Genomic DNA, 21980 nt, shown 5'->3' on the forward strand with positions numbered 1-21980 from the left:
TCACGCCTCCGCGGCGGGGACGCGGGCCGGTGTGCTCGGGTCGGTGACCGGCTCGTGCGGATCCTTCGGGGCACCGCGGAGGACGGAGTTGCCCTCGTGGGTGGCCTCCGTGCCGGTGACGTCGAGGTTCAGCCGGCCGCTGAGCCCGTAGAAGGCGACGGGGTTGCGCCACAGCACCTGGTCGACGTCGTCCTCGTCGAAGCCCTCGGCCAGCATGAGGTCGCCGACCCTGCGGGTCTTGAGGGGGTCGCTCTTTCCCCAGTCGGCGGCGGAGTTCACCAGGATCCGCCCGGTGCCGTAGGCGCGCAGGAGGGCGACCATGCGCTCCTCGTCCATCTTGGTGTCCGGATAGACGGAGAAGCCCAGCCAGCAGCCGCTGTCTCTGGCCTCCTTGACGGTGGTCTCGTTGAGGTGGTCGACCAGGACCCGGTCCGGGTCCAGTGCGGACTCCCGGACGACGTCGAAGGTGCGGCGCAGCCCGGCGAGCTTGTCGCGGTGCGGGGTGTGCACGAGGGCGGGCAGGCCGTGCTCGGCGGCGAGCTGGAGCTGCGCGGCGAGGGCGGTGTCCTCCGCCGGGGTCATGGAGTCGTAGCCGATCTCTCCGACCGCCACGACGTTGTCCTTGACGAGATAGCGCGGCAGTTCGTCGAGGACGGGCAGGCAGCGCGGGTCGTTGGCCTCTTTGGGGTTGAGGGCGATCGTGCAGTGGTGGGCGATGCCGTACTGGGCGGCGCGGAAGGGCTCCCAGCCGAGGAGGGAGTCGAAGTAGTCACGGAAGGAGGCGGGCGAGGTGCGCGGCTGGCCGAGCCAGAAGGACGGCTCCACGACGGCGCGCACACCGGCGGCGTACATGGCCTCGTAGTCGTCGGTGGTGCGGGACGACATGTGGATGTGGGGGTCGAAGATGCGCATCAGGACTCCTTGCCGTGGGGGTGGTCCGTGCCGGGGGTGTGGTGCACGGACTCGGTCAGGTCCAGGACGCGGTACAGGTCCTCGGGGGCGGTGCGGCCGGCGGCGGTGCGTTCGGCGGCGTAGTCGCCCAGCATGCGGGCGAGTTCGCCGTCGCCGGCGGCGCGCCGCGGAAGGTCCACCACGTGGTCGACGGGCACGCCGGTGAACAGGCACTTCAGCACGGCGTGGCGCCAGGCGTGGGCGGTCAGGTGCCGGGCGGCGTAGGGCCCGACGGCGGCTGCGAGGAGCCGGGTGTCGTTGGTGCGCAGGGCGTCCTCGACCAGCGGGAGGGCGTCCGGGCCGGACACGAGGTGGGGCAGGGCGTGCAGTACGGCTCGGCGTTCGTCGGCGGTGCCCTGGAAGTACACCCGGGTGAGGGCGTCGGTGCCGGCGCGGGCCGCGTCCAGGATGAGGACGCGTGCGGCGTCGGCGTGGGCGGGGCCGCAGCGCCGGGCGGCTTCGGCGAGGCGCAGTTCCCAGACGGAGATGGGTCCGTGGAGGCCGGGGTGGGCGGCGGCCTCGTCGAGGGCGTGGTCGAGCCAGGTGCGGGCGGGCGGGTCGAGGCGGCTGCTGAGGTGTCGGCGGAGGTCACGGAGGGAGGGGGTGAGGGTGGTGGCGGGGGTGGTTCGGCCGGTGTGGTGGCTGGTGCTCGGGGCGTCCTGGGTTCTCCCGGTGCTCGCCGCGTGGGTGGCGCGGGGGTGGGTCATCTGCTGCTCCCTTCGGGGGTGGTGGAGGGAGCGCCGTGGGGTGGCGCGGCCTGCTGGAGGGCCGGAGCGGGAACAGGTGCGGCGGTGGCCGCGGTCCGCTCGGCGTGGCGGAGGAACGGGAGGGAGTGCGCGGCGAAGTGCGGGCCGGCGTGGGAGTGGCGGGGCAGTTCGACGACGGTCAGGCCCTGGTAGCCGGTGGCGGCGAGGGCCGCCAGGACCGGCGGGAAGTCGATCTCTCCGTCTCCGAAGGGGAGGTGCTCGTGGACGCCGCGCCGCATGTCCTCGATCTGGACGTGTCGCAGCCAGGGGGCGGCGGTCCGCACGCAGTCGGCCGGTGCGAGGGGTTCGAGGCACTGGCAGTGGCCGATGTCCAGGGTGAGGCCGAGGGCTTCGGGGTCGCCGAGGGCGCCGCGCAGATGGTGGAAGTCGGCCAGGGTGGCGAGGAGGTGGCCCGGTTCGGGTTCGACGGCGAGCGGGACGCCCGCGCGGGCGGCGGCGTCCAGGACGGGGGTCAGGGCCTCGGTGAGGCGTTTCCACGCGATGTCCGTGTCGGTGCCCTGCGGGACGATTCCGCTGAAGCAGTGGACGGCGTGCGCGCCGAGGTCGGCGGCGACCCGGACGGCCCGGAGGAGGAGGTCGGCGCGGCGGGCCCGGTCCGCTGGGTCCGGGTCCAGCAGGGACGGGCCGTGCTTGCGGCGCGGGTCGAGCACATAGCGGGCACCGGTCTCGACGGTGACGCCCAGCCCGAGTGTGCCCAGCCGGTGCGCGACCCGGCGGGTGCGGGCGGCGAGGCCGGGGGCGAGCGGGTCGAGGTGCATGTGGTCGAGGGTCAGTCCGACGCCGTCGTAGCCGAGGTCGGCGAGGAGGGCGAGGGCGTCGTCGAGCCGGAGGTCGGCGAGGCCGTTGGTGCCGTAGCCGAAGCGGAGGCTGGGGGCGGCGCCGACCCGGTTCTCGGGCGCGTTGGCTTCGGGGGCGTTGGCTTCGAGGCTCATGTGACGCTCACCTTCTTCGCGAAGCGGGCTCCGAGGGGGGCGAGGGCCGTGATGAGGAGGGCCGTGGCGGTGCCCCTGGAGCGGGCGGTGAGGGTGGCCTGGAGGGGGATGGTGGCGCGGATGCCGGCTCCGACGGCGCGTTGGGTGAGAGGAGGTGAGGGGTTCAGGGTGGCGTGGAAATAGGGGCGGGCGGTCGTCGCGGCGTAGGTGGCGCCGAGGGCGGTGGTGAGCAGCGCCTGCGGCTCGGGGCCTGGCCACCCGGCTGCTCGGGGGCCGGTCCGGATGTGGGGGGTTGCCTGCCGGCGGCCGTCGGTCGGGGTGCCGGGGCGACGGGTGACCAGTCGGGTGAGCAGCGCGGTCGTGGCGAGGGCCGCCAGCGGAGGCAGGGGCGAGCCGCCCTGTGCCTCCTGGCGGGAGACGGTGGTGACGGCCAGGGTGTGGGTGCCGAGGAGGGCGGCGGAGGGCAGGGCCTCCCGGGTCCTTCCGGTGGTGGCCGCGGCTCCCAGGAGCAGGTCCAGGCCCCGGGCCGCGCCCATGGCCAGGGGACCGGCGGGCGTGCGTTTCAGGCCGAGGTCGTATGCCCAGACTGTCGCGGCCAGGGGTGCGGCGACAGCGAGGGCGGGCCGGCCGGCGCGGGCGGCCAGGGCCAGTCCGGCGCCGGTGAGAGCTCCGGCCGCCGTGAGGGCGGCGGTGGGGCGGATGCGGCCGGAGGGCAGGGGGCGGTGTGGGCGTTCGACGGCGTCGACGTCGCGGTCGGCCCAGTCGTTGAGGGCCATGCCGGCCTCGTACAGGCAGAGGGAGGAGGCGATGGCGAGCAGGGTGCGGGATGTGGGACGTGCGCCGGTTGCCGCGGCACCGGCCAGGGCGTCCCCGGGGACGGTGCACAGGGCCGGAAGCCGCAGGAGTTCGGCCCAGGCGCGGGCGCGGTGCCGGTGGGAGCCGCCGGTGCGCGTGTGGGGGGCCGTTGCGGCGGCGGTGTCTCCCGGGGTGGCTGCGGGAGTTCCGTCGGGGCGGCCGCCAGGGCGCTCGCGCAGTGTCACAGGGCTCCCCCTGACTCCTCGGTGTCCCTCACCGACCGTGTGCCGTGGCCCGCTGGGTCGGGCCGCCCGAGGCCGCGTCCGAACCGGACCAGTTCCTCGTACTGCTCGGCCAGCCCGGACGGCCCGTCGCCCACCGGATCCTTGAAGTAGAAGCCGAGCGCTCCGAGGGGGCCGGACAGCCCTGTCTCGTGGGCGCGGACGGTCAGACGGGCCAGGTCCAGCACCAGGGGCGCGGCCAGGGCCGAGTCGCAGCCCTGCCAGGTGGTCTGGAGGATCATGCGGGTGCCGAGGAAGCCGTCGAAGGCGATGTGGTCCCAGGCGGTCTTCCAGTCGCCGAGGGCGGGCACGTCGTCGATGTGGACCTGGCCCTCGGGGACGGCGCCGAGCGTGTCGGCGAGGACGCGTTCCTTGCCGGCGTTCTTCGCCGCCGCGGCGGCAGGGTCGGCGAGGGCGGCGCCGTCGCCGCCGCCGAGCAGGTTCGTGCCGGACCAGGCCCGGACCCTCAGCGCCCGCTGGGCGAACATCGGGCCGAGCACGGCCCGCAGGAGCGTCTGTCCGGTCTTGCCGTCCCGCCCGGCGTGGGGCAGGCCGCTGTGCTCGGCCTCGCGGGCGGCGACCGGGTGGTGCATGCCCTCGGAGGGGGTGAAGTTGACGTAGGGGCAGCCCGCGCGCAGGGCGGCCAGCGCGTAGAGGGTGCTGGCCGGCAGCGGGGCGCCGGGTCCGTGGGAGGCGGGTTCGGTGGAGGCGACGTTCACGACCACGGCCCGTTCCAGTTCGTGGCGGTGCAGGAAGTCGCGTAGGTCGTCGGCGAAGGCCGTGATCAGTTCGGCCTCGCTGCGGGTGTCCCCGGGGGTGGGGCCGCCGGGCCTGATCTCCCGGTCGGCGGCGGCGAGTTCGGCGGTGACGGCGGTGGCCACGCCGGGTGGGAGGACGCCGCCGGCGGTGAGGGTCTCGGCACGTTTGGGCAGCGGGCAGTCGAGGGTGTCGTGGCCGCCGAAGACGAGGTCGGACAGTGCGGGCAGGCCGCTGTCGGTGAACGCGGGTGTCTCGGTGACCATGCCGGTGGGCGGGTGCAGTCCGGCGGCGACGGCGGCGCACCCCGTGACGGCGGTGGTGGCGACGGAGCCGCGGGCTCCGATCAGCCACACCCCCACACGCGGTCGGGAGAGGGACGCGGACATGGGCAGCCTCCTGATCGTGCGCGAGCCACGGGCGGAGCGGGATGGGGACGGCGGGCGGGGGTCCGGCGTCCCCCGCCCGCCGCCGTTCACTGGCCCTGGACGGGCAGTTCCTTCAGCTGGATGTTGCGGAAGGAGACCTGGTCGTCGGCGCCGTGGTTCTGCAGGCCGATGTAGCCGTCGGTCAGGCTCCGCTCGGGGTCCTTGTTGGTGAAGTCGTTGATCCGGACTCCGTTGAGGAACAATTGGAGGCGTTCGCCCTGGACCTTGATCTCGTAGGAGTTCCACTGGCCGGGCGGCCGCAGGACCTGGTCACGGGCCTTGATGTTCGCCGACTTGAACGAGTAGACGGAGCCCGTGGTGCGGTCGGGGGCGTCCGTGGCGTCGATCTGGATCTCGTAGCCCTTGTTCACCGCGGACCAGGGGTCGTCGGAGGCGGGGAAGCCCACGAAGACCCCGGAGTTGTCGTCGCCCCGCATCTTCCAGTCGAGCTTGAGGGAGTACGACTTCAGCTCCTTGGCCTGGTACCAGAGCAGGCCCATGCCGCCCTCGGTCTCCAGGGTGCCGTCCTTGACGGTGAACGTGCCGGGTCCGGCCTGCTTCCAGCCGTCCAGGGTCTGGCCGTTGAAGATCTTCCGGTAGTCCTTGCCCGGTTTGCAGTCCGCCTTCACCTGGCCGGTGGCGTACTGCAGGCCGCCGAGCAGGTGGGCGCGGAAGGCGGTGTCGGCGTAGGACTCCTTGGTGTGGCCGCCGCCGGTGTAGAAGGACCGGCCGCCGCCGTAGCTCTGGCACCAGGCGATCGGGTGGTCGCCCTTCATGGTGCCGCCCTGGTAGGTGGTCTCGTCCAGGGTGGCGAGGACCTTGGCCTTCTCCCGCGGATTGGTGCGGTAGTTGTACCACTCGTCGGTGCGTTCCCAGGTGCCGTCCAGGTGCGCCGTCGACGGGTGGTCGTGGTCCTCGACGCGGACGGTGGCCTTCTGGATGGCCGGGTGCGACTGGAAGTAGGCGCCGACGAGGCCACCGTAGAACTGCCAGTCGTACTCGGTGTCGGCGGCCGCGTGGATGCCCATGTAGCCACCGCCGCCGGCCACATAGTCCTCGAAGGCCTTCTGCTGCTCGGTGTTGAGGACGTCGCCGGTGGTGGACAGGAAGGCCACGGCGTCGTACTTGGCGAGGTTGGTCGTGGTGAACTGCCGTGCTTCCTCGGTGGCGTCGACGGTGATGCCGGCCGGGCCGCCGAGTTCCTTCAGGGCGGTGATGCCCGCCGGGATGGAGTCGTGCCGGAAGCCGGCGGTCTTGGAGAAGACCAGGACCCTCTTGCCGCCCCTGAACGGCTCCTTGGAGAACTCGAAGTCGTCCACGTCGTACAGCGCGCCTTCGCCGCCCTTGAAGACCAGGTAGATGTCGGTGGTCTTCTTCGGCAGCGACCGCAGTGGCACGTCGACGTTCTGGAACGTCTCCCAGCCGCCGGTCGGCGGAATGTGGGCCGAGCCGTGCAAGGGCCCGTCGGGCGAGCCGGTGCGCAGTTCGATGAAGCCGCCCGCGCCGCCGGAGGAGGCCCGTACGGTCATCTTCTTCTGTCCGTCGAACCGGTAGGGGCTGAAGGAGATCCAGTCGCCGTCGTGGATGTCGCCGACGGTCTTGCCGCCGTTCGCACCGGTCTTGGTGATGAGCGAGACGCCCGACTGGGTGGTGAAGTGCTCGCCCTGGCGGTGCAGCGGCTGGAGCACGGTGCGGGCGGTGCCGGTCAGGGACTCCTGGCCACCTGCCCCGCCGTCGGTGTAGCTCGCGCCGACGACGCCGTAGATGTTGGCGTTGGGGTCGTGGCCGCCGTCACCGGGGGGCGGTGTCAGGGTGCCCTCGCAGCCCATCTCGCTGGTCAGTTCATGGGCGTGGGAGTCGTGGCCGAGGCTGTAGGTGACCTTGACCTTGGAGCAGTCGACGGTCTCCTCGGGGTCGGTGACCTTCACCTTGAACGGGACGGGCTTGCCGAAGGCGGCCATGCTGCCGTTGCCCGGGGTTTCGATCGTCACCTTCGGCTCGGTGTTGCCGACGACGATCCGGACGCTGGCGTTGCCGGTGTTGCCCTCGGGGTCCTTGGCGGTGAAGGTGGCGCTGTAAGTGCCGACCTTCTTGTACGTGTGGGTGGGGGTGAGGCCCTCGCCCTTGGCGCCGTCTCCGAAGTCCCAGCTGTAGGTGAGGTCCGTGGAGTCGGCGTCCTTGGCGGAGGCGGTGAACTTGACCTTCACTCCGGCCGCGCCGGACGTCTTGTCGGCGCTCACCTCGGCGATCGGCGAGAAGCCGTCCTCGGCGTTCTCGATCCGGTACAGTGCGGAGTCCTTGTCGCCCTGGAACCAGGAGAGGCCGTAGTCGAGAACGTAGAGGGCGCCGTCGGGGCCGAACTCCATGTCCATGATCTGGGTGCCGGTCCACGGGAAGTCGTTGATCTTCGCGACGGACCCGTCCGCGTTCTGGTCGATCCGCTTGATCCAGCGGCGCCCGAACTCACCGGCGAAGAAGTCGCCGTCGTAGGCCTCGGGGAACTTCACGCTGGAGTTCAGCTCGGGGTCGTAGCGGTAGACCGGGCCGCCCATCGGCGACTCGGAGCCGCTGCCGAACTCGGGCAGGGAGCCGCCGTCGTACGGGATCCAGGCGGCCTGCGCGGGCGGCAGGTCGGTGAGGCCCGTGTTGTGCGGCGAGGTGTTCCTCGGGGCGTTGCAGTCGAACGTCTCGCCGGACTCCTTTGTGGCGAAGTCGTAGTCGACGTATGGGTCGTTGTCGCCGGTGCAGAAGGGCCAGCCGAAGTTGGCGGCCTTGGTGACCTTGGCGAACTCGACCTGTCCGCCCGGGCCGCGCTTGGGGTCGGCGGCGCCGGCGTCGGGGCCGTAGTCGCCGACGTAGACGGTGCCGGTCTTGTCGTCCACGCTCATGCGGAAGGGGTTGCGGAAGCCCATCGCGTAGATCTCGGGGCGGGTCCTGTCGGTGCCGGGGGCGAAGAGGTTGCCCTCCGGGACGGTGTAGGACCCGTCCTCGGCGACCTTGATGCGCAGGATCTTGCCGCGCAGGTCGTTGGTGTTGCCTGCGCTGCGGCGGGCGTCGAAGGCCGGGTTGCGGTTCGGCCGGTCGTCGATCGGGGTGTAGCCGTCGGAGGCGAAGGGGTTGGTGTCGTCACCGGTCGACAGGTAGAGGTTGCCGGCCGCGTCGAAGTCGATGTCGCCGCCGACGTGGCAGCAGGTGCCCCGGGAGGCCGCGACGTCCAGGACCTTCTTCTCGCTGGACAGGTTCAGCGTGCCGTTGGGGTTGAGGACGAAGCGCGAGAGGCGGTTGACGCCGTCGAACTTCTTGAAGTCGTCGGCGGTGCCGGTCTCCGGGGCGTCGCCCGTCGGGGTGTCGAGCGGCGGGGCGTAGTACAGGTAGATCGCCCGGTTGTTCTTGAAGTCCGGGTCGATGCCTACGCCCTGAAGACCTTCCTCGTCGTGGCTGTACACGTCGAGTTTGCCGGCGACCTTGGTGACGCCGGCCTGGTCGGTGAGGCGCAGCGTGCCGTCGCGTGAGGTGTGCAGGACGCTGCGGTCCGGGAGGACGGCGAGCGACATGGGTTCACCCGTCTCGGGTTCGCCTTTGGCGAGCGGCACCTGCTGGAACTGGCCCTCGGCGGCCGCCGGTTCGTCGTGTTCCGGGTGCCCGGGGTGGGCGCCGGCGACGGTGGCGGGGGTTCCGACGGCGAGAAGCAGGCCGGTGAACAGGGCGACGGTGGTGCGAAGTCCGGTACGCCTGGGGGTGCGGGTGCTTCTGGGTCTGGTTCTGTGCACGAAGTCCCTCCGGGAACGGGGTGGGCCGTACGGGGTGGGTGCGAAGCGTGCGGTGCGGGCGCCGGGGTGCGCCGTCACCCCGGAGGTGTGTGTGCCTTGAGCACGTCAAGGCAGGTCGGAGTGCCGAACCCGTGGTTCAGCTGTTGAACGCGGCGTCGAAGGACGCGCTGGGCGGTTCGAAGTCGAAGGCCTTGAGCCTGGTCAGGGCCTCGGGCGCCCCTTGGAGCCGGTCCATGCCGGCGTCCTCCCACTCGACGGAGACCGGGCCTGTGTAGTCGATGGAGCGCAGCATGCGGAAGACGTCCTCCCAGGGGACGTCGCCGTGCCCGGCGGAGACGAAGTCCCAGCCGCGCCGCGGGTCGCCCCAGGGCAGGTGGGAGCCGAGCCGGCCGTTGCGTCCGTCGAGTCGCTTGCGGGCCTCCTTGCAGTCGACGTGGTAGATGCGGTCGCGGAAGTCCCAGAGGAAGCCGACCGGATCGAGGTCCTGCCACACGAAGTGCGACGGGTCGAAGTTGAGGCCGAAGGCGGGGCGCCGGCGGACGGCTTCCAGGGCCCGTTGCGTGGTCCAGTAGTCGTAGGCGATCTCGCTGGGGTGGACCTCGTGTGCGAACCGCACGCCCTCGGCGTCGAAGACGTCCAGGATCGGGTTCCAGCGGTCGGCGAAGTCCTGGTAGCCGCGTTCGATCATCGCCTCGGGCGCGGGCGGGAACATGGCGACCAGGTGCCAGATGGCGGAGCCGGTGAACCCGATGACGGTGTTCACGCCGAAGGCGGCCGCGGCCCGGGCGGTGTCCTTCATGCGCTCGGCGGCGCGCTGCCGGACACCCTCCGGGTCTCCGTCGCCCCACACCTCCCCCGGCACGATGGCTTGGTGGCGTTCGTCGATGATGGCGTCGCAGACGGCCTGGCCGACCAGGTGGTTGGAGATGGCCCAGCACTTCAGGCCGTACTTGTCGAGCAGGGCCCGGCGGCCGTCCAGGTAGGAGGGGTCGGCGAGCGCCTTGTCGACTTCGAAATGGTCGCCCCAGCAAGCGAGTTCGAGGCCGTCGTAGCCGAAGTCGCGGGCCAGGCGGCAGACCTCCTCCAGCGGCAGGTCCGCCCACTGGCCGGTGAAGAGCGTGAAGGTGCGGGGCATCGGAACAGGCCCTCCTCAGACCGCGATCGGCGTGTAGACGGAGTTCTTCTCGGCACTCTCCTCGACCGCCGCGAGCACGCGCTGCACCTGCAGCCCGTCGGCGAAGGAGGGTTCGGGGCGGCGTCCCCCGGCGATGGCGTGGACGAGGTCGCGGGCCTGGTGGACGAAGGTGTGCTCGTAGCCGAGGCCGTGGCCGGGCGGCCACCAGGCGTCCAGGTAGGGGTGGTCGGGTTCGGTGACGAGGATCCGGCGGAAGCCGGCTTCCGCGCCCGGCTCGGTGGCGTCGTGGAAGGACAGCTCGTTGAGCCGCTCCAGGTCGAAGGCGAGTGAGCCGCGCTCCCCGTTGAGTTCGATGCGCAGCGCGTTCTTGCGGCCGGTGGCGTAGCGGGTGGCCTCGAAGGAGGCGAGGGCGCCGGAGGGGAAGCGGGCCGTGAAGAGGGCGGCGTCGTCGACGGTGACCTGCCCGGTGCCGGCGGAGGTGACGGCGGACAGCCCGCTCGTGGCACCGGTGGGCAGGGGCCTCTCCCGTACAAAGGTCTCCGTGAGGGCGGAGACGCCTGCCAGCCGCTCCCCCACCAGGTACTGCGCGAGGTCGACGATGTGCGCGCCGAGGTCGCCCAGCGAGCCCGACCCGGCCTGCTCCCTGCGCAGCCGCCAGGTCAGCGGGAACCGTGGGTCGACCAGCCAGTCCTGGAGGTACGTGACGCGCACGTGCCGCAGCCTGCCCAGGCGGCCCTCGGCGACCATGCGGCGGGCCTGGGCGGTGGCGGGCACCCGGCGGTAGTTGAAGCCGACCATCGCCACCTGGCCGCGCGCGTGGGCCTCCTCGGCGGCCCGCGCCATCGAGGTGGCCTCCTCGACGGTGTTGGCCAGCGGCTTCTCGCACAGGACGTGCTTGCCCGCGGCCAGGGCGGCCAGGGCGATCTCGGCGTGGCTGTCGCCGGGGGTGCAGATGTCGACGAGGTCGACGTCGTCCCGTTCGACGAGGGCCCGCCAGTCGGTCTCGGTGGACTCCCAGCCGTGCCGGCCGGCCGCGGCACGGACGGCGGCGGTGTCCCGGCCGCAGATCACGGCCTGCACGGGGTTCAGCGGCAGGTCGAAGACGCGGCCCGCGGTGCGCCAGCCCTGGGAGTGGGCAGCGCCCATGAAGGCGTAGCCCACCATCCCCACACGCAGGGGTGGCTTGCCTTTCTCGGTCCCTTCCGACTGCTGCTGCGGCTGTCCCATACGGGTGTCCTCCTCGTCCTGGTCGGGGTAGCGCACGTGGGGGGTGCGGGGTGGCTCACTTGAAGCCGGTGGACATGTACTGGTCGACGTTGGTCTTGTCGACGACGGCCGAGTAGAGGGTCAGCGACGAGGGGATCTCGAACTCGGCGAGGCCCCCGATGCCCTTGCTCTGGCCGAGGGCGCGGGCCAGGTCGATCGCGGAGGCGGCCATGGTCGGCGGGTACAGCACGGTCGCCTTGAGGACACCGTCGTCCTGCTTGATGGCCTGGAACGCGGAGAGCGCGCCGGCGCCGCCGACCATCAGGAAGTCGTCGCGCCCGGCCTGCTCGATGGCGCGGAGCGCGCCCACGCCCTGGTCGTCGTCGTGGTTCCACAGCGCGTCGAACTTCGACTGGGCCTGGAGCAGCTGCGCCATCTTGGCCTGGCCGGACTCGACGGTGAACTCGGCGGCCTGCCGGGCGACCTTCTTGATGTTGGGGTAGTTCTTCAGGGCGTCGTCGAAGCCCTGGGTGCGCTGCTTGGTGAGCTCCAGGTTGTCCAGGCCCGCCAGTTCGATGACACGGGCGCCGGACTTGCCCTTGAGCTTCTCGCCGATGTAGTGCCCGGCGTTGAGGCCCATGCCGTAGTTGTCGCCGCCGATCCAGCAGCGGTACGCCTGCGGGGAGTTGAAGATCCGGTCGAGGTTGACGACCGGGATGCCGGCACGCATCGCCTTCAGGCCGACCTGGGTGAGGGCCTTGCCGTCGGCGGGCAGCACGACCAGGACGTCGACCTTCTTGTTGATGAGGGTCTCGATCTGGCCGATCTGCTGGGCGGTGTCGTTGGAACCCTCGGTGATCTCCAGGGTGACGTCGGAGTACTTCTCGGCGCGGCTCTTGGCGTTGTCGTTGATCGCGTTGAGCCACCCGTGGTCGGCCTGCGGTCCGGCGAAGCCGATGGTGACCTTCTTGCCGGGCTTGTCGTCGGCGGCCGGCTGGTCGTTGCCGGCCGGCTCGTCCTCGGATTCGGACGGCTCGTTGCTCGTGCACCCCGTGAGGAGGGCACCGGCGGAGACGGCGGCGGCCCCGAAGAGCAGCCCTCTGCGGCTCGTGATCTCTGGCATGGCGGTCAACCCTTTCCTCAGGTCGTGCTCGCGGTACGGCGCTGGACCAGCACGGCGGCGACGATGATCGCGCCCTTGGCGATCTGCTGGACGTCGCTCTGCAGGTTGTTCAGGGCGAAGATGTTGGTGATCGTGAAGAAGATCAGGACGCCGAGCACGGAGCCGGTGATGGTGCCCCGGCCGCCGGTGAGCAGGGTGCCGCCGATGATCGCGGCGGCGATGGCGTCGAGTTCGTACAGGTTGCCGTTGGTGTTCTGGCCTGAGCCGGACAGGACGATGAGCAGGAAGGCCGCGATGCCGCAGCACAGCCCGGACAGCAGGTAGAGGTAGAGCCGCTGGCGGCGGACGTCGATGCCGGCGAGCCGGGCCGCCTCCGGGTTGCCCCCGACGGCGACCGTGCGGCGGCCGAAGGTGGTGCGGTTGAGCACCAGCCAGCCGATGACCGTCACGACGGCGAACACCAGGACCAGGGGCGGGATGCCGAGGACGTAGGCGTCGCGCTCCCCCAGGTCGAGGACGGACGGCACCGTGACGATCTGCGTCTTGCCGTCGGTGATCTGCAGGGCGAGGCCGCGGGCGGAGGCCAGCATGGCGAGGGTGGCGATGAACGGCACCATCCCGCCGTAGGCGATGAGCACCCCGTTGACCAGGCCGCAGCCGACGCCGACGACGATCGCCGTGAAGAGGATGCCGGCGAAGCCGTACTCCTGGGTGGCGACCGTGGTCGCCCACACCGAGGCGAGAGCGACGATCGCGCCGACCGACAGGTCGATGCCGCCGGAGACGATGACGAAGGTCATGCCCACCGTGACGACGCCGACCACGGAGGCCTGGGTGAGGACCAGTTGCAGGTTGCGGGTGTCGAGGAACTCGTCGGGCTTGGTGATGCCGCCGACGACGATCAGCGCGGCGAGCACGCCGAGCAGGGAGAGGGTGCGGACGTCGGCGCGGGCCGGCAGGCCGCGCCAGGCCGGGGGCCGGCCCTCGGGCACCTTCGCGGTGCTGTCCCGTGGCGGGGAGACGGGCTGCGTCATGACGCCGGGCTTCCTTCCATGACCAGGTCGAGTACACGGTGTTCGTCGAGTTCGCGCGCGGGTGCCGTGTGGACGACACGCCCCTCGCGCAGCACCAGCACGCGGTCGGCGAGGCCGAGCACCTCGGGCACCTCGCTGGAGACCAGCAGGACGGCGAGGCCTTCGTCGGCGAGCCGGCGGATGACCGCGTAGAGCTCGGCGCGGGCGCCCACGTCGACACCGCGGGTGGGTTCGTCGAGCAGCAGCACCTTGCAGCCGCGCAGGAGCCAGCGGGCCAGGACGGCCTTCTGCTGGTTGCCGCCGGACAGGGTGCGCACGGGCACGGCCGGGTTGTCCGGCCGGAGCGACAGTTCGCGGGTGGCGGCCCGGGCGGCACCGAGTTCGGCGCCCCGGTCGATCCAGCCGCCTCGTGCGAAGCGGGACATGGAGGAGACCGACACGTTGCGGGTGACGGACTCCAGCATCAGCAGGGCCTGCGCCTTGCGTTCCTCGGGGGCGAGCCCGAGTCCGGCCCGGACGGCGGCCGGTACGCTGCCCGGCTTGAGGGTCCGGCCGCCGACCCGTACCTGTCCGGTCGTCGGTTTGCGGGCGCCGTAGACGGTCTCCAGGATCTCGGAGCGGCCCGAGCCGACGAGTCCGGCGAGGCCGACGATCTCGCCCGGGCCGACCTCCAGGTCGAGCGGTTCGAACTCCCCTTGCCTGGACAGCCCTTGAACGGTCAGGACGGGTTCGCCGGGCGGCGGGGAGAGGGGGCGGCCGGGGAAGACGTACTCGACGTTGCGGCCCGTCATCAGGGCGACGACCTCGCGGGTCGGCGTCGATCTCGCCAGGAGCCCGTTCGCCACGGCCCGTCCGTCCTTCAGGACGGTCACCCGGTCGCCGATCCGGCGGATCTCCTCCAGCCGGTGCGAGATGTAGACGACGGCGACTCCGGCGGCGGTCAGGTCGCCGACGATACGGAACAGGTTGTCGACCTCGTCCGGGTCGAGGGCGGCGGAGGGCTCGTCCATCACGATGAGCCGCACGTCGTGGGAGAGCGCCCGCGCCATGGACACGATCTGCTGCTGCGCCGCCGACAGCTGTCCCACGAGCCGGGCGGGATCGATCTCGGCATGGCCGAGTCGCTTCAGCAGAGCGGCCGTCGACGCCTTGGCCGTCCTGCCGCGGACGACGAATCCCGCGGCGGTCGGCTCGTGCCCGAGGTGGACGTTCTCGGCGACCGACAGGTGCTCCACCAGGTCGAGTTCCTGGTAGATGGTGGCGATGCCGAGGCGCATCGCGTTGATCGGCGAGCGGAGGGTGACCTCCTCGCCGCGCCAGCGGATGCTTCCGGTGTCGGGCTGGTGGGCACCGGCCAGCACCTTGATGAGGGTGGACTTGCCGGCGCCGTTCTGGCCGAGGAGGCAGTGCACCTCACCGGCCTGGACGTCCAGGTCGACGCCGTCCAGGGCCCGGACTCCGGGGAACGACTTGGTGATGCCGGACATGCTGAGCAGCGGTGGTTCTGATGCCATGCGGATTCCCCTTGGCGGGCGTGCGGGCCGGTTTCAGGGCAGGGCAGAGCAGGGCGCTGTGCTGAGGGAGCCGTGCTGTCGTGAAGGACTACGCGGGTGAGAACAGGTGGTCGCTGATGAGCCGGGCCGCGCCGATCACTCCGGCGGTGGGGCCCAACTCCCCTAGGACGATGGGGAGGTTGCCGGTCGCCAGCGGCAGCGACTGGCGGTAGACCTGGGTGCGGATCGCGGCGAGCAGGGTGTGGCCGAGGCCGGTCACCCCGCCGCCGATCACCACCAGGCCCGGGTTGAAGAAGCTGACCAGGCCGGCGATGACCTGGCCGGCGCGGTTGCCGCCCTCGCGGATCAGGTCGAGGGCGGTGGCGTCACCGGCTGCGGCCGCGCCGGCGACGTCCACGGCGGTGAGTGCGCCGTTGGTGTCCAGCCGCGAGGCCAGTTCGGCGGAGCGCCCCTGCTGGGCGGCCTCCGTCGCGTCTCGGGCCAGGGCCGCCCCACTGAAGTGGGCCTCCAGGCAGCCCCGGTTGCCGCAGGCGCAGGGGTGGCCGTCGGGGACGGCCTGGATGTGCCCGATGTCGCCGGCGCTGCCCGTCGTGCCGCGGTAGACCTCACCGCCGACGACGATGCCGCAGCCGATGCCGGTGCCGATCTTGACGCAGAGGAAGTCGGCGACGGTGCGGGCCACGCCCGCGTGCTGCTCCCCCATCGCCATGAGGTTGACGTCGTTGTCGACCATGACCGGGCAGCCGAGTTCCTGGCTGAGCGCCTCCCGCACGGGGAAGCCGTCCCAGCCGGGCATGATCGGCGGTGCCACCGGGATGCCCTCGGGGAAGCGGACCGGGCCCGGGACGCCGATGCCGGCGCCGTCGAACCCCTCCGCGAGCCCGGAGGCCCTCAGCTTCGCGGCCATGGCCAGGACCTGCTCGAAGACCGCGACGGGCCCTTCACGCACGTCCATGGGCTGGTTGAGGTGCCCGAGGGTCTCCAGCTCGGCGTTGGTGACGGCGACGTCGACCGAGGTCGCGCCGATGTCGACACCGAGGAAGCGGAGTTCGGGGTTGAGCCGGATGTTGTGGGAACGGCGGCCACCGCGCGAGGCGGCGAGTCCGTCGGCCACGACCAGCCCCGTCTCCAGCAGCCGGTCCACCTCCACGGCGAGCTTGGACCGCGAGAGGTCGACCTGGTCGCCCAACTGGGCACGGGAGTTGGGGCCACCGTCACGCAACAGCTTGAGCAGTCGGGCCTGGTGGGCGTTTCCGGGTCGTGCGGTCATACGTCTCACGAGCCCCTCCCCGCCTCGATCGGCCTGTGCGCGCCGGTTTTCCGCCACCTCAGTGGCTTGCTTTCGGAGGGAACGTAGCAGCGGCTGCCGAGGCTGGGAAGAAGTCGCGCAGCAATTGCCCCGTACTTTTTCCACTCAGTGGACAAAGAAGCGTTGACGGATGTCCTGCCTCGCAGCGCGAGGTTGGGGCGGGGCGGGTCGCGGTACTACGGGCTCGTGGTGGCGCTACGCACGCGAACGCTCGTGGTACGAACGGCGCGTGTGCTCGGTGTGTTCGCGCATCAGCCGGGTGGCGCGCTGTTCGTCCCGGTCGGCGACCGCGGCGATCAGTTCGCGGTGCTCGATCCAGGAATGGTGACCGCGCCGGCGGGCCACCGGCGTGTAGTACCAGCGCACGCGCCGGTCGACCTGGGCGGCGAGTTCGGCCAGGACCGCGTTGCCGGCGAGCTCCATGATCTTGGCGTGGAAACGGGCGTTCATGGCGACGGCCCCGTCCACGTCGTCGGCGTCGACGGCCTTCTCGCCCTCCGCGCACAGCGCTTCGAGCGCGGCGATGCCCGCGCTGCCGGCGTTGGCCGCCGCGAGCCGGGCGGCCTCGGCCTCCAGGAGCGTACGGACCGTGAGGAGCTGGTCGGCCTCCTCCTCCGTCGGCTCGTGCACGAACGCGCCCTGGGCGGGCCGCAGATCGACCCACCCCTCGGTGTTGAGCCGCTGCAGCGCCTCACGCACCGGCTGCCGGGAGACGCCGAGGTGCCCGGCGAGTTCGCTCTCGACGAGGTGCTGGCCGGGGTGGAGCGCACGGGTGGTGATGAGTTCGAGCAGTGCCTCGTAGACACGGTCGCGCAGCGGACCCGGGCGCTCCAGCTTGGGTACCGCCCCCTGGGGCAGGCCTGTCGACAGCATCGCTGTCCCCCTCCTCGGCAGGGCCGTGCACAGCGCGGCGCGAGCCGGTATGGCCGCAGAGTCAGTATTGATTGTCTTTCGTCTACAGTCTACGGCGCACAAGGGCCAGGCTTTCGGGGAGTTGACCGCGTCACACCCCCGGGGCAGGGCCGGGTCACGACGCCCCGCCGCTCACGGGCAGCGCACGACCTGCCCGGCGTAGGACAGATTGCCGCCGAAGCCGAACAGCAGCACCGGGTCGCCCGTGGTGAGCGCGCCCTGTTCGACCAGCTTGGAGAAGGCCATCGGGATGCTCGCGGCCGAGGTGTTGCCGGACTCGGTGACATCGCGTGCGACGACCGCGTTGACCGCGCCGATCTTCTCCGCGAGCGGCTCGATGATGCGCAGGTTCGCCTGGTGCAGCACGACCCCGGCGAGGTCGGCCGGCTCCAGCCCGGCCCGTTCGCAGGCCCGCCGGGCTATGGGCGGGAGCTGCGTGGTGGCCCAGCGGTAGACGCTCTGGCCCTCCTGGGCGAAGCGCGGCGGGGTGCCCTCGATCCGCACGGCGTTGCCCATCTCGGGCACCGAGCCCCACAGCACCGGCCCGATGGCCGGCTCGTCCGCGGCCTCCACCACCGCGGCCCCGGCCCCGTCGCCGACGAGCACACAGGTGCTGCGGTCACTCCAGTCGGTCACGGCGGACATCTTGTCGGCCCCGATCACCAGCGCACGGCTCGAGCCCCCCGCGCGGACCGCGTGGTCGGCGGTGGCCAGGGCGTGGGTGAAGCCGGCGCACACCACGTTGAGGTCCATGGTGGCGGCCTGCGGGATGCCCAGCCGGGCCGCGACCCGGGCTGCCGTGTTGGGCGAGCGGTCGACGGCGGTGGAGGTGGCGACCAGCACGAGGTCGATGTCCGCCGGGGCCAGTCCGGCCGCGGCGAGGGCCTTCGCGGCGGCGTGGCCAGCCAGCTCGTCGACGGGCTCGCCGGGGCCGGCGATGTGCCGCGTGCGGATGCCCACCCGGCTCCGGATCCACTCGTCACTGGTGTCGACCAGTCCCGCCAGGTCCTCGTTGGTGAGCACCTTGGCGGGCTGGTAGTGGCCGACGGCGGCGATGCGCGAGCCGTTCATTGGGTGGATCCCCCTCGTTGCCTTGGGTAGCGGATCCACCAGTCTGATCAGTGACTCGCGGGTACGACGGCAGCCAATGCGACAGGAAACGGGCGCCTGGGTTGTTCGCTTCGGTCAGGTGCTCGGGCGCCCGGACGCCTGTCGAACGCCGACCCGGCGGCCCGGCTCCTGCCCGCGCCCCGGCTTTCACCCGCACCCCGGCGCCTATCCGGTGAACAGTTGCGTCGCCTTGCGGACGAGCTCGTACAGCCCGTAGGCGAGCGGTACGCCCACCCACGCCCAGGCGAGGGCGATCAGCCACCGCCGGTCCGGGCTAGGCGGACTCTGACTGCTGCCGCTCGGCATGGGCGGCCTCCTTCGGGACGGGGACGTGGTGGCGGGGGTCGACGGGCCGGACCAGTTCGTTGGCGACGAAGCCGACGACGAGCAGCCCGATCATGATGACGAAGGACAGGCCGTACAGGGACGCTCCGTGCCGGCCCGCCTCCTCCTGCCGGTCGGCGATCCAGTTCACGATCAGCGGGCCGAGCACCCCGGCCGTGGACCAGGCGGTGAGCAGCCGCCCGTGGATGGCGCCGACCTGGTACGTACCGAACAAATCCTTCAGATAGGCGGGAACCGTGGCGAATCCGCCGCCGTAGAAGGAGAGGATGACCAGGGCGCACAGGACGAACAGCGGCTTGGAGGAGTCGCCGAACAGGGCGATGAGGGCGTACATCAGGGCGCCGACAGCGAGATAGACGCGGTAGATGTTCTTGCGGCCGATGAGGTCGGACGTCGAGGACCAGCCGATCCGGCCCGCCATGTTCGCCGCCGACAGCAGCGCGACGAATCCGGCGGCGGCCGTCACGGACACCGGGGTGGAGGTGTCGGCGAAGAAGTCCGTGATCATCGGCGCGGCCTTCTCCAGGATGCCGATGCCCGCGGTGACGTTCATGCAGAGCACGATCCACAGGAGCCAGAACTGCGGGGTGCGCAGCGCCTGTCTCGCGGAGACCTGCGGTCCGGTGGGGGCTTGTCGCGCGGTCCCCCGCGCCTTCGGAGCATGACGCGGAACCCGGACCAGGAGCACCCCCAGCAGCATGAACACGGCGTACGACAGCCCGTGCACGAGGAAGGCGAGTGCGATGCCGGAGCTGTCGCCGCCGAACGACTCCAGCATCTGGGCCGACCACGGTGAGGCGATGAGCGCGCCGCCGCCGAAGCCCATGATGGCGATGCCGGTGGCCATGCCGGGCCGGTCCGGGAACCACTTGATCAGTGTGGAGACGGGTGAGATGTACCCGATGCCCAGACCGATGCCGCCGACGAAGCCGTAGCCGAGGACGATCAGCCAGTACTGCTCCAGGTACGCGCCCAGCGCGGAGAGCAGGAAGCCGGAGGAGAAGCAGAGCAGGGCCACGGTCATCGCCCAGCGGGGGCCGTTGCGCTCCACGAGGGTGCCGCCGAACGCGGCGGACAGGCCCAGCATGACGATGCCCAGCTGGAAGGGCAGCGCGCTCTGCGTGCCGCTGAGGCCGAGCGCGGACTCGAGGGGCGGCTTGAACACGCTCCAGGCGTAGGCCTGGCCGATGGAGAGATGCACGGAGAGAGCGGCGGGCGGAACGAGCCAGCGGCTCCAGCCCGGGGGCGCGACGGGGGGACTCATGAACCCCGGACGGTAGGGATCGCCGGGGGAGTTGGGAAGCCGAGCCGTCGACCGTATGCGGTGAGCGGTATCCGGCATGCGCCGAACGGTCGGCGCGCGCACCCTCGCCCACCCAACCTCCATACTGTGCACAATATTTCGTCGACACGTTCCGGTCAGAGCCGGCCTCGCTCTCTCCCCCACCTCCGCGGTATCCCTCAAACCGAACGGAGTGCTCCCGTGAAAGTCGCAGTTCTCGGCGCCGGTGGCCATCGGCGCCTACGTCGGCGCCGCGCTCCACCGCGCGGGCGCCGAGGTGCATCTCGTCGCCCGTGGACCGCATTTGGCGGCCATGAGGCAGCACGGAGTCCGGGTGCGCAGCCCACGCGGCGACTTCACCGCGCACCCCCACGCCACCGACGACCCGGCCGAAGTCGGCCCGGTCGGCCATGTCTTCCTGGGCCTGAAGGCCAACGCGTACGCGGCGTGCGGGCCGCTGATCGCGCCTTTGCTGCACGGGACGACGTCGGTCGTCGCGGCCCGGAACGGCATCCCCTGGTGGTACTTCCACCGGCACGGCGGCCCGTACGACGGCCACCGTGTCGAGAGTGTCGACCCGGACGGCGCGGTCAGTGCGGTGCTCACGCCCGAACGGGCCATCGGCTGTGTCGTCTACGCGGCGACCGAACTCGAAGGGCCGGGCATCGTACGGCACTTGGAGGGCACGAGGTTCTCCATCGGCGAACCGGACCGCAGCCGCTCCGCGCGCTGCCTCGCGTTCAGCGAGGCCATGCAGGCGGGCGGGCTGAAGTGCCCGGTCGAACCGGACCTGCGCGGCGACATCTGGGTGAAGCCAAGCCGCCGTTCCCGGTGGAGAAGGGCCTGTTCGGCAAGCCGACCGTCGAGAACAACGTCGAGACGCTGGTCAACGTGCTGCCGATCCTGACGATGGGCGCCCCGGCGTACGCGGCGATCGGCACCGGGACTCCACCGGGCCGAAGCTGTTCTGCGTGTCCGGGAGCGTGGACCGGCCCGGCGTCTACGAGGTGCCCTTCAGCGCGACGCTGGGCGAGCTGCTCACGCTCGCCGGGGTGCGGGACGGGCTGCGGGCGGTGCTGCTCGGCGGCGCGGCGGGCGGCTTCGTACGGGCCGACGAGAGAGACATCCCGCTCACCTTCGAAGGGACCCGGGCGGCGGGCACGACGCTCGGCTCGGGCGTCGTCATGGCCTTCGACGACAGTGTGCCTCTGCCCCGGCTGCTGCTGCGCATCGCGGAGTTCTTCCGCGACGAGTCGTGCGGGCAGTGCGTGCCCTGCCGGGTCGGGACGGTGCGGCAGGAGGAGGCGCTGCACCGGATCGTGGAGCGCGCGGGCGCCGACGCCGCCGGGGACGTCGCGCTGCTGCGGGAGGTCGGCCGCGCCATGCGGGACGCCTCCATCTGCGGTCTGGGCCAGACCGCGTGGAACGCCGTGGAATCCGCCATCGACCGTCTGGGGGCGTACGAACGACCGTCACACCGCTGGGGATCCCGCGCCGCATGCTGGAGTTCACTCTCGACGGCGAGGAGACCCGGGTCCCCGAGGGCTCGACGATCCTGGACGCGTGCCGGGCCGCCGGGAAGGACGTCCCGACCTTGTGCGAGGGCGACCCCTGCGCCCGAGGAACGCCTGCCGGGTCTGTGTCGTCGAGGTCGAGGGGGCGAGGACGCTCGTCCCCGCCTGCTCGCGCGAGGCGGAGTTGGGCATGGAGGTCCGTACGGACACCGAACGAGCCCGGCACAGCCGCAAGGTCGTCCTCGAACTGCTCGCGTCCTCGGTCGACCTGTCGACGACCCCGAAGGTCGCCGGGTGGCTCAAGGACTACGAGGCGAAGCCGGACCGCTTCGGCCCCGACGCGGCGCGGCTGAACGAGGAGCCGAAGGTCGACAACGATCTGTACGTCCGCGACTACGACAAGTGCGTCCTCTGCTACAAGTGCGTCGACGCCTGCGGCGACCAGTGGCAGAACACCTTCGCGATCTCGGTCGCCGGGCGGGGCTTCGACGCCCGGATCGCCGTAAGCCGGACGCGCCGCTGACCGACTCGGCGTGCGTGTACTGCGGGAACTGCATCGAGGTGTGTCCCACGGGCGCGCTGTCCTTCAAGTCCGAGTTCGACATGCGCGCGGCGGGTACCTGGGACGAGGCACGGCAGACGGAGACGACCACGGTGTGCGCGTACTGCGGAGTGGGCTGCAACCTGACGCTGCACGTGCAGGACAATGAGATCGTCAAGGTCACCTCGCCGCACGACAACCCGGTGACCCACGGCAATCTCTGCATCAAGGGCCGCTTCGGCTACCAGCACGTACAGAACCGGGGCTGATCAGGA

General features: G+C 71.5%; 16 protein-coding genes and 3 pseudogenes. 3 read left to right on the forward strand and 16 right to left on the reverse strand.

Translation table 11 applies throughout. From position 1 onward, the window contains the following. From AB0937_RS26240 to AB0937_RS26315, 16 genes are all read right to left on the reverse strand, one after another. Entirely contained in the window at positions 1–912 is a 912-nt protein-coding gene (locus AB0937_RS26240; RefSeq protein WP_366714634.1) for a TatD family hydrolase, read from the reverse strand. Then, on the reverse strand, positions 912–1658 hold the full coding sequence (locus AB0937_RS26245; RefSeq protein ID WP_366714636.1) for an EboA domain-containing protein: 747 nt from the start codon (positions 1656–1658) through the stop codon (positions 912–914). The genes AB0937_RS26240 and AB0937_RS26245 overlap by 1 nt, the downstream gene beginning before the upstream one ends. Next, a complete protein-coding gene (locus AB0937_RS26250; RefSeq protein ID WP_366714638.1) occupies positions 1655–2650 on the reverse strand; it encodes a sugar phosphate isomerase/epimerase family protein in 996 nt (331 codons plus the stop codon). The genes AB0937_RS26245 and AB0937_RS26250 overlap by 4 nt, the downstream gene beginning before the upstream one ends. Further along, on the reverse strand, positions 2647–3684 hold the full coding sequence (locus AB0937_RS26255; RefSeq protein WP_366714718.1) for an SCO3242 family prenyltransferase: 1038 nt from the start codon (positions 3682–3684) through the stop codon (positions 2647–2649). Before AB0937_RS26255 ends, AB0937_RS26250 begins: the two co-directional genes overlap by 4 nt. A 2-nt stretch (positions 3685–3686) precedes the next feature. Further along, complete coding sequence (locus tag AB0937_RS26260; protein ID WP_366714640.1) at positions 3687–4871, reverse strand: inositol-3-phosphate synthase; 1185 nt, start codon at positions 4869–4871, stop codon at positions 3687–3689. A gap of 86 nt (positions 4872–4957) precedes the next feature. Beyond that, positions 4958–8680 (reverse strand): ThuA domain-containing protein, encoded by a 3723-nt coding sequence (locus AB0937_RS26265; protein ID WP_366714642.1) that lies wholly within the window; start codon positions 8678–8680, stop codon positions 4958–4960. A gap of 136 nt (positions 8681–8816) precedes the next feature. Next, entirely contained in the window at positions 8817–9815 is a 999-nt protein-coding gene (locus AB0937_RS26270; protein ID WP_366714644.1) for a sugar phosphate isomerase/epimerase family protein, read from the reverse strand. Between the two features lie 15 nt (positions 9816–9830). After that, positions 9831–11042 carry a Gfo/Idh/MocA family oxidoreductase gene (locus AB0937_RS26275; RefSeq protein WP_366714646.1) on the reverse strand — a complete coding sequence of 404 codons (1212 nt, stop codon included), beginning with the start codon at positions 11040–11042 and terminating at the stop codon, positions 9831–9833. A 55-nt stretch (positions 11043–11097) separates the two neighbouring features. Continuing rightward, entirely contained in the window at positions 11098–12144 is a 1047-nt protein-coding gene (locus tag AB0937_RS26280) for a substrate-binding domain-containing protein (RefSeq protein WP_366714651.1), read from the reverse strand. Between the two features lie 17 nt (positions 12145–12161). Next, positions 12162–13178 carry an ABC transporter permease gene (locus AB0937_RS26285; RefSeq protein ID WP_366714653.1) on the reverse strand — a complete coding sequence of 339 codons (1017 nt, stop codon included), beginning with the start codon at positions 13176–13178 and terminating at the stop codon, positions 12162–12164. Continuing rightward, a complete protein-coding gene (locus AB0937_RS26290) occupies positions 13175–14692 on the reverse strand; it encodes a sugar ABC transporter ATP-binding protein (protein WP_366714655.1) in 1518 nt (505 codons plus the stop codon). The genes AB0937_RS26285 and AB0937_RS26290 overlap by 4 nt, the downstream gene beginning before the upstream one ends. An 88-nt stretch (positions 14693–14780) precedes the next feature. After that, positions 14781–15962 (reverse strand): ROK family transcriptional regulator, encoded by a 1182-nt coding sequence (locus AB0937_RS26295; protein ID WP_366714657.1) that lies wholly within the window; start codon positions 15960–15962, stop codon positions 14781–14783. 234 nt (positions 15963–16196) lie between these two features. Further along, positions 16197–16874 carry a GntR family transcriptional regulator gene (locus AB0937_RS26300; RefSeq protein ID WP_366714659.1) on the reverse strand — a complete coding sequence of 226 codons (678 nt, stop codon included), beginning with the start codon at positions 16872–16874 and terminating at the stop codon, positions 16197–16199. A gap of 171 nt (positions 16875–17045) precedes the next feature. After that, positions 17046–17984 (reverse strand): beta-ketoacyl-ACP synthase III, encoded by a 939-nt coding sequence (locus AB0937_RS26305; RefSeq protein ID WP_366714661.1) that lies wholly within the window; start codon positions 17982–17984, stop codon positions 17046–17048. Between the two features lie 204 nt (positions 17985–18188). Beyond that, positions 18189–18329, reverse strand: coding sequence for a hypothetical protein (locus tag AB0937_RS26310; protein ID WP_366714663.1), 141 nt, complete (start codon positions 18327–18329; stop codon positions 18189–18191). Then, positions 18298–19632: an OFA family MFS transporter gene (locus AB0937_RS26315; RefSeq protein ID WP_366714665.1), complete on the reverse strand. Its 1335-nt coding sequence runs from the start codon at positions 19630–19632 to the stop codon at positions 18298–18300. Before AB0937_RS26315 ends, AB0937_RS26310 begins: the two co-directional genes overlap by 32 nt. A 219-nt stretch (positions 19633–19851) precedes the next feature. Between AB0937_RS26315 and AB0937_RS26320 the strand changes: the two are divergent. The 3 pseudogenes from AB0937_RS26320 to AB0937_RS26330 all read left to right on the forward strand — a co-directional run. After that, positions 19852–20464, forward strand: a pseudogene (locus AB0937_RS26320) (2-dehydropantoate 2-reductase); the annotation flags it as partial. Further along, positions 20458–21116: pseudogene (locus AB0937_RS26325) on the forward strand (NADH-ubiquinone oxidoreductase-F iron-sulfur binding region domain-containing protein); the annotation flags it as partial. The pseudogenes AB0937_RS26320 and AB0937_RS26325, both read left to right, overlap by 7 nt. A 32-nt stretch (positions 21117–21148) precedes the next feature. Continuing rightward, positions 21149–21974: pseudogene (locus AB0937_RS26330) on the forward strand (2Fe-2S iron-sulfur cluster-binding protein). The last annotated feature ends 6 nt before the right edge of the window (positions 21975–21980 follow it).

This window comes from Streptomyces sp. NPDC047880, from assembly GCF_040706515.1.
GTDB lineage: Bacteria > Actinomycetota > Actinomycetes > Streptomycetales > Streptomycetaceae > Streptomyces.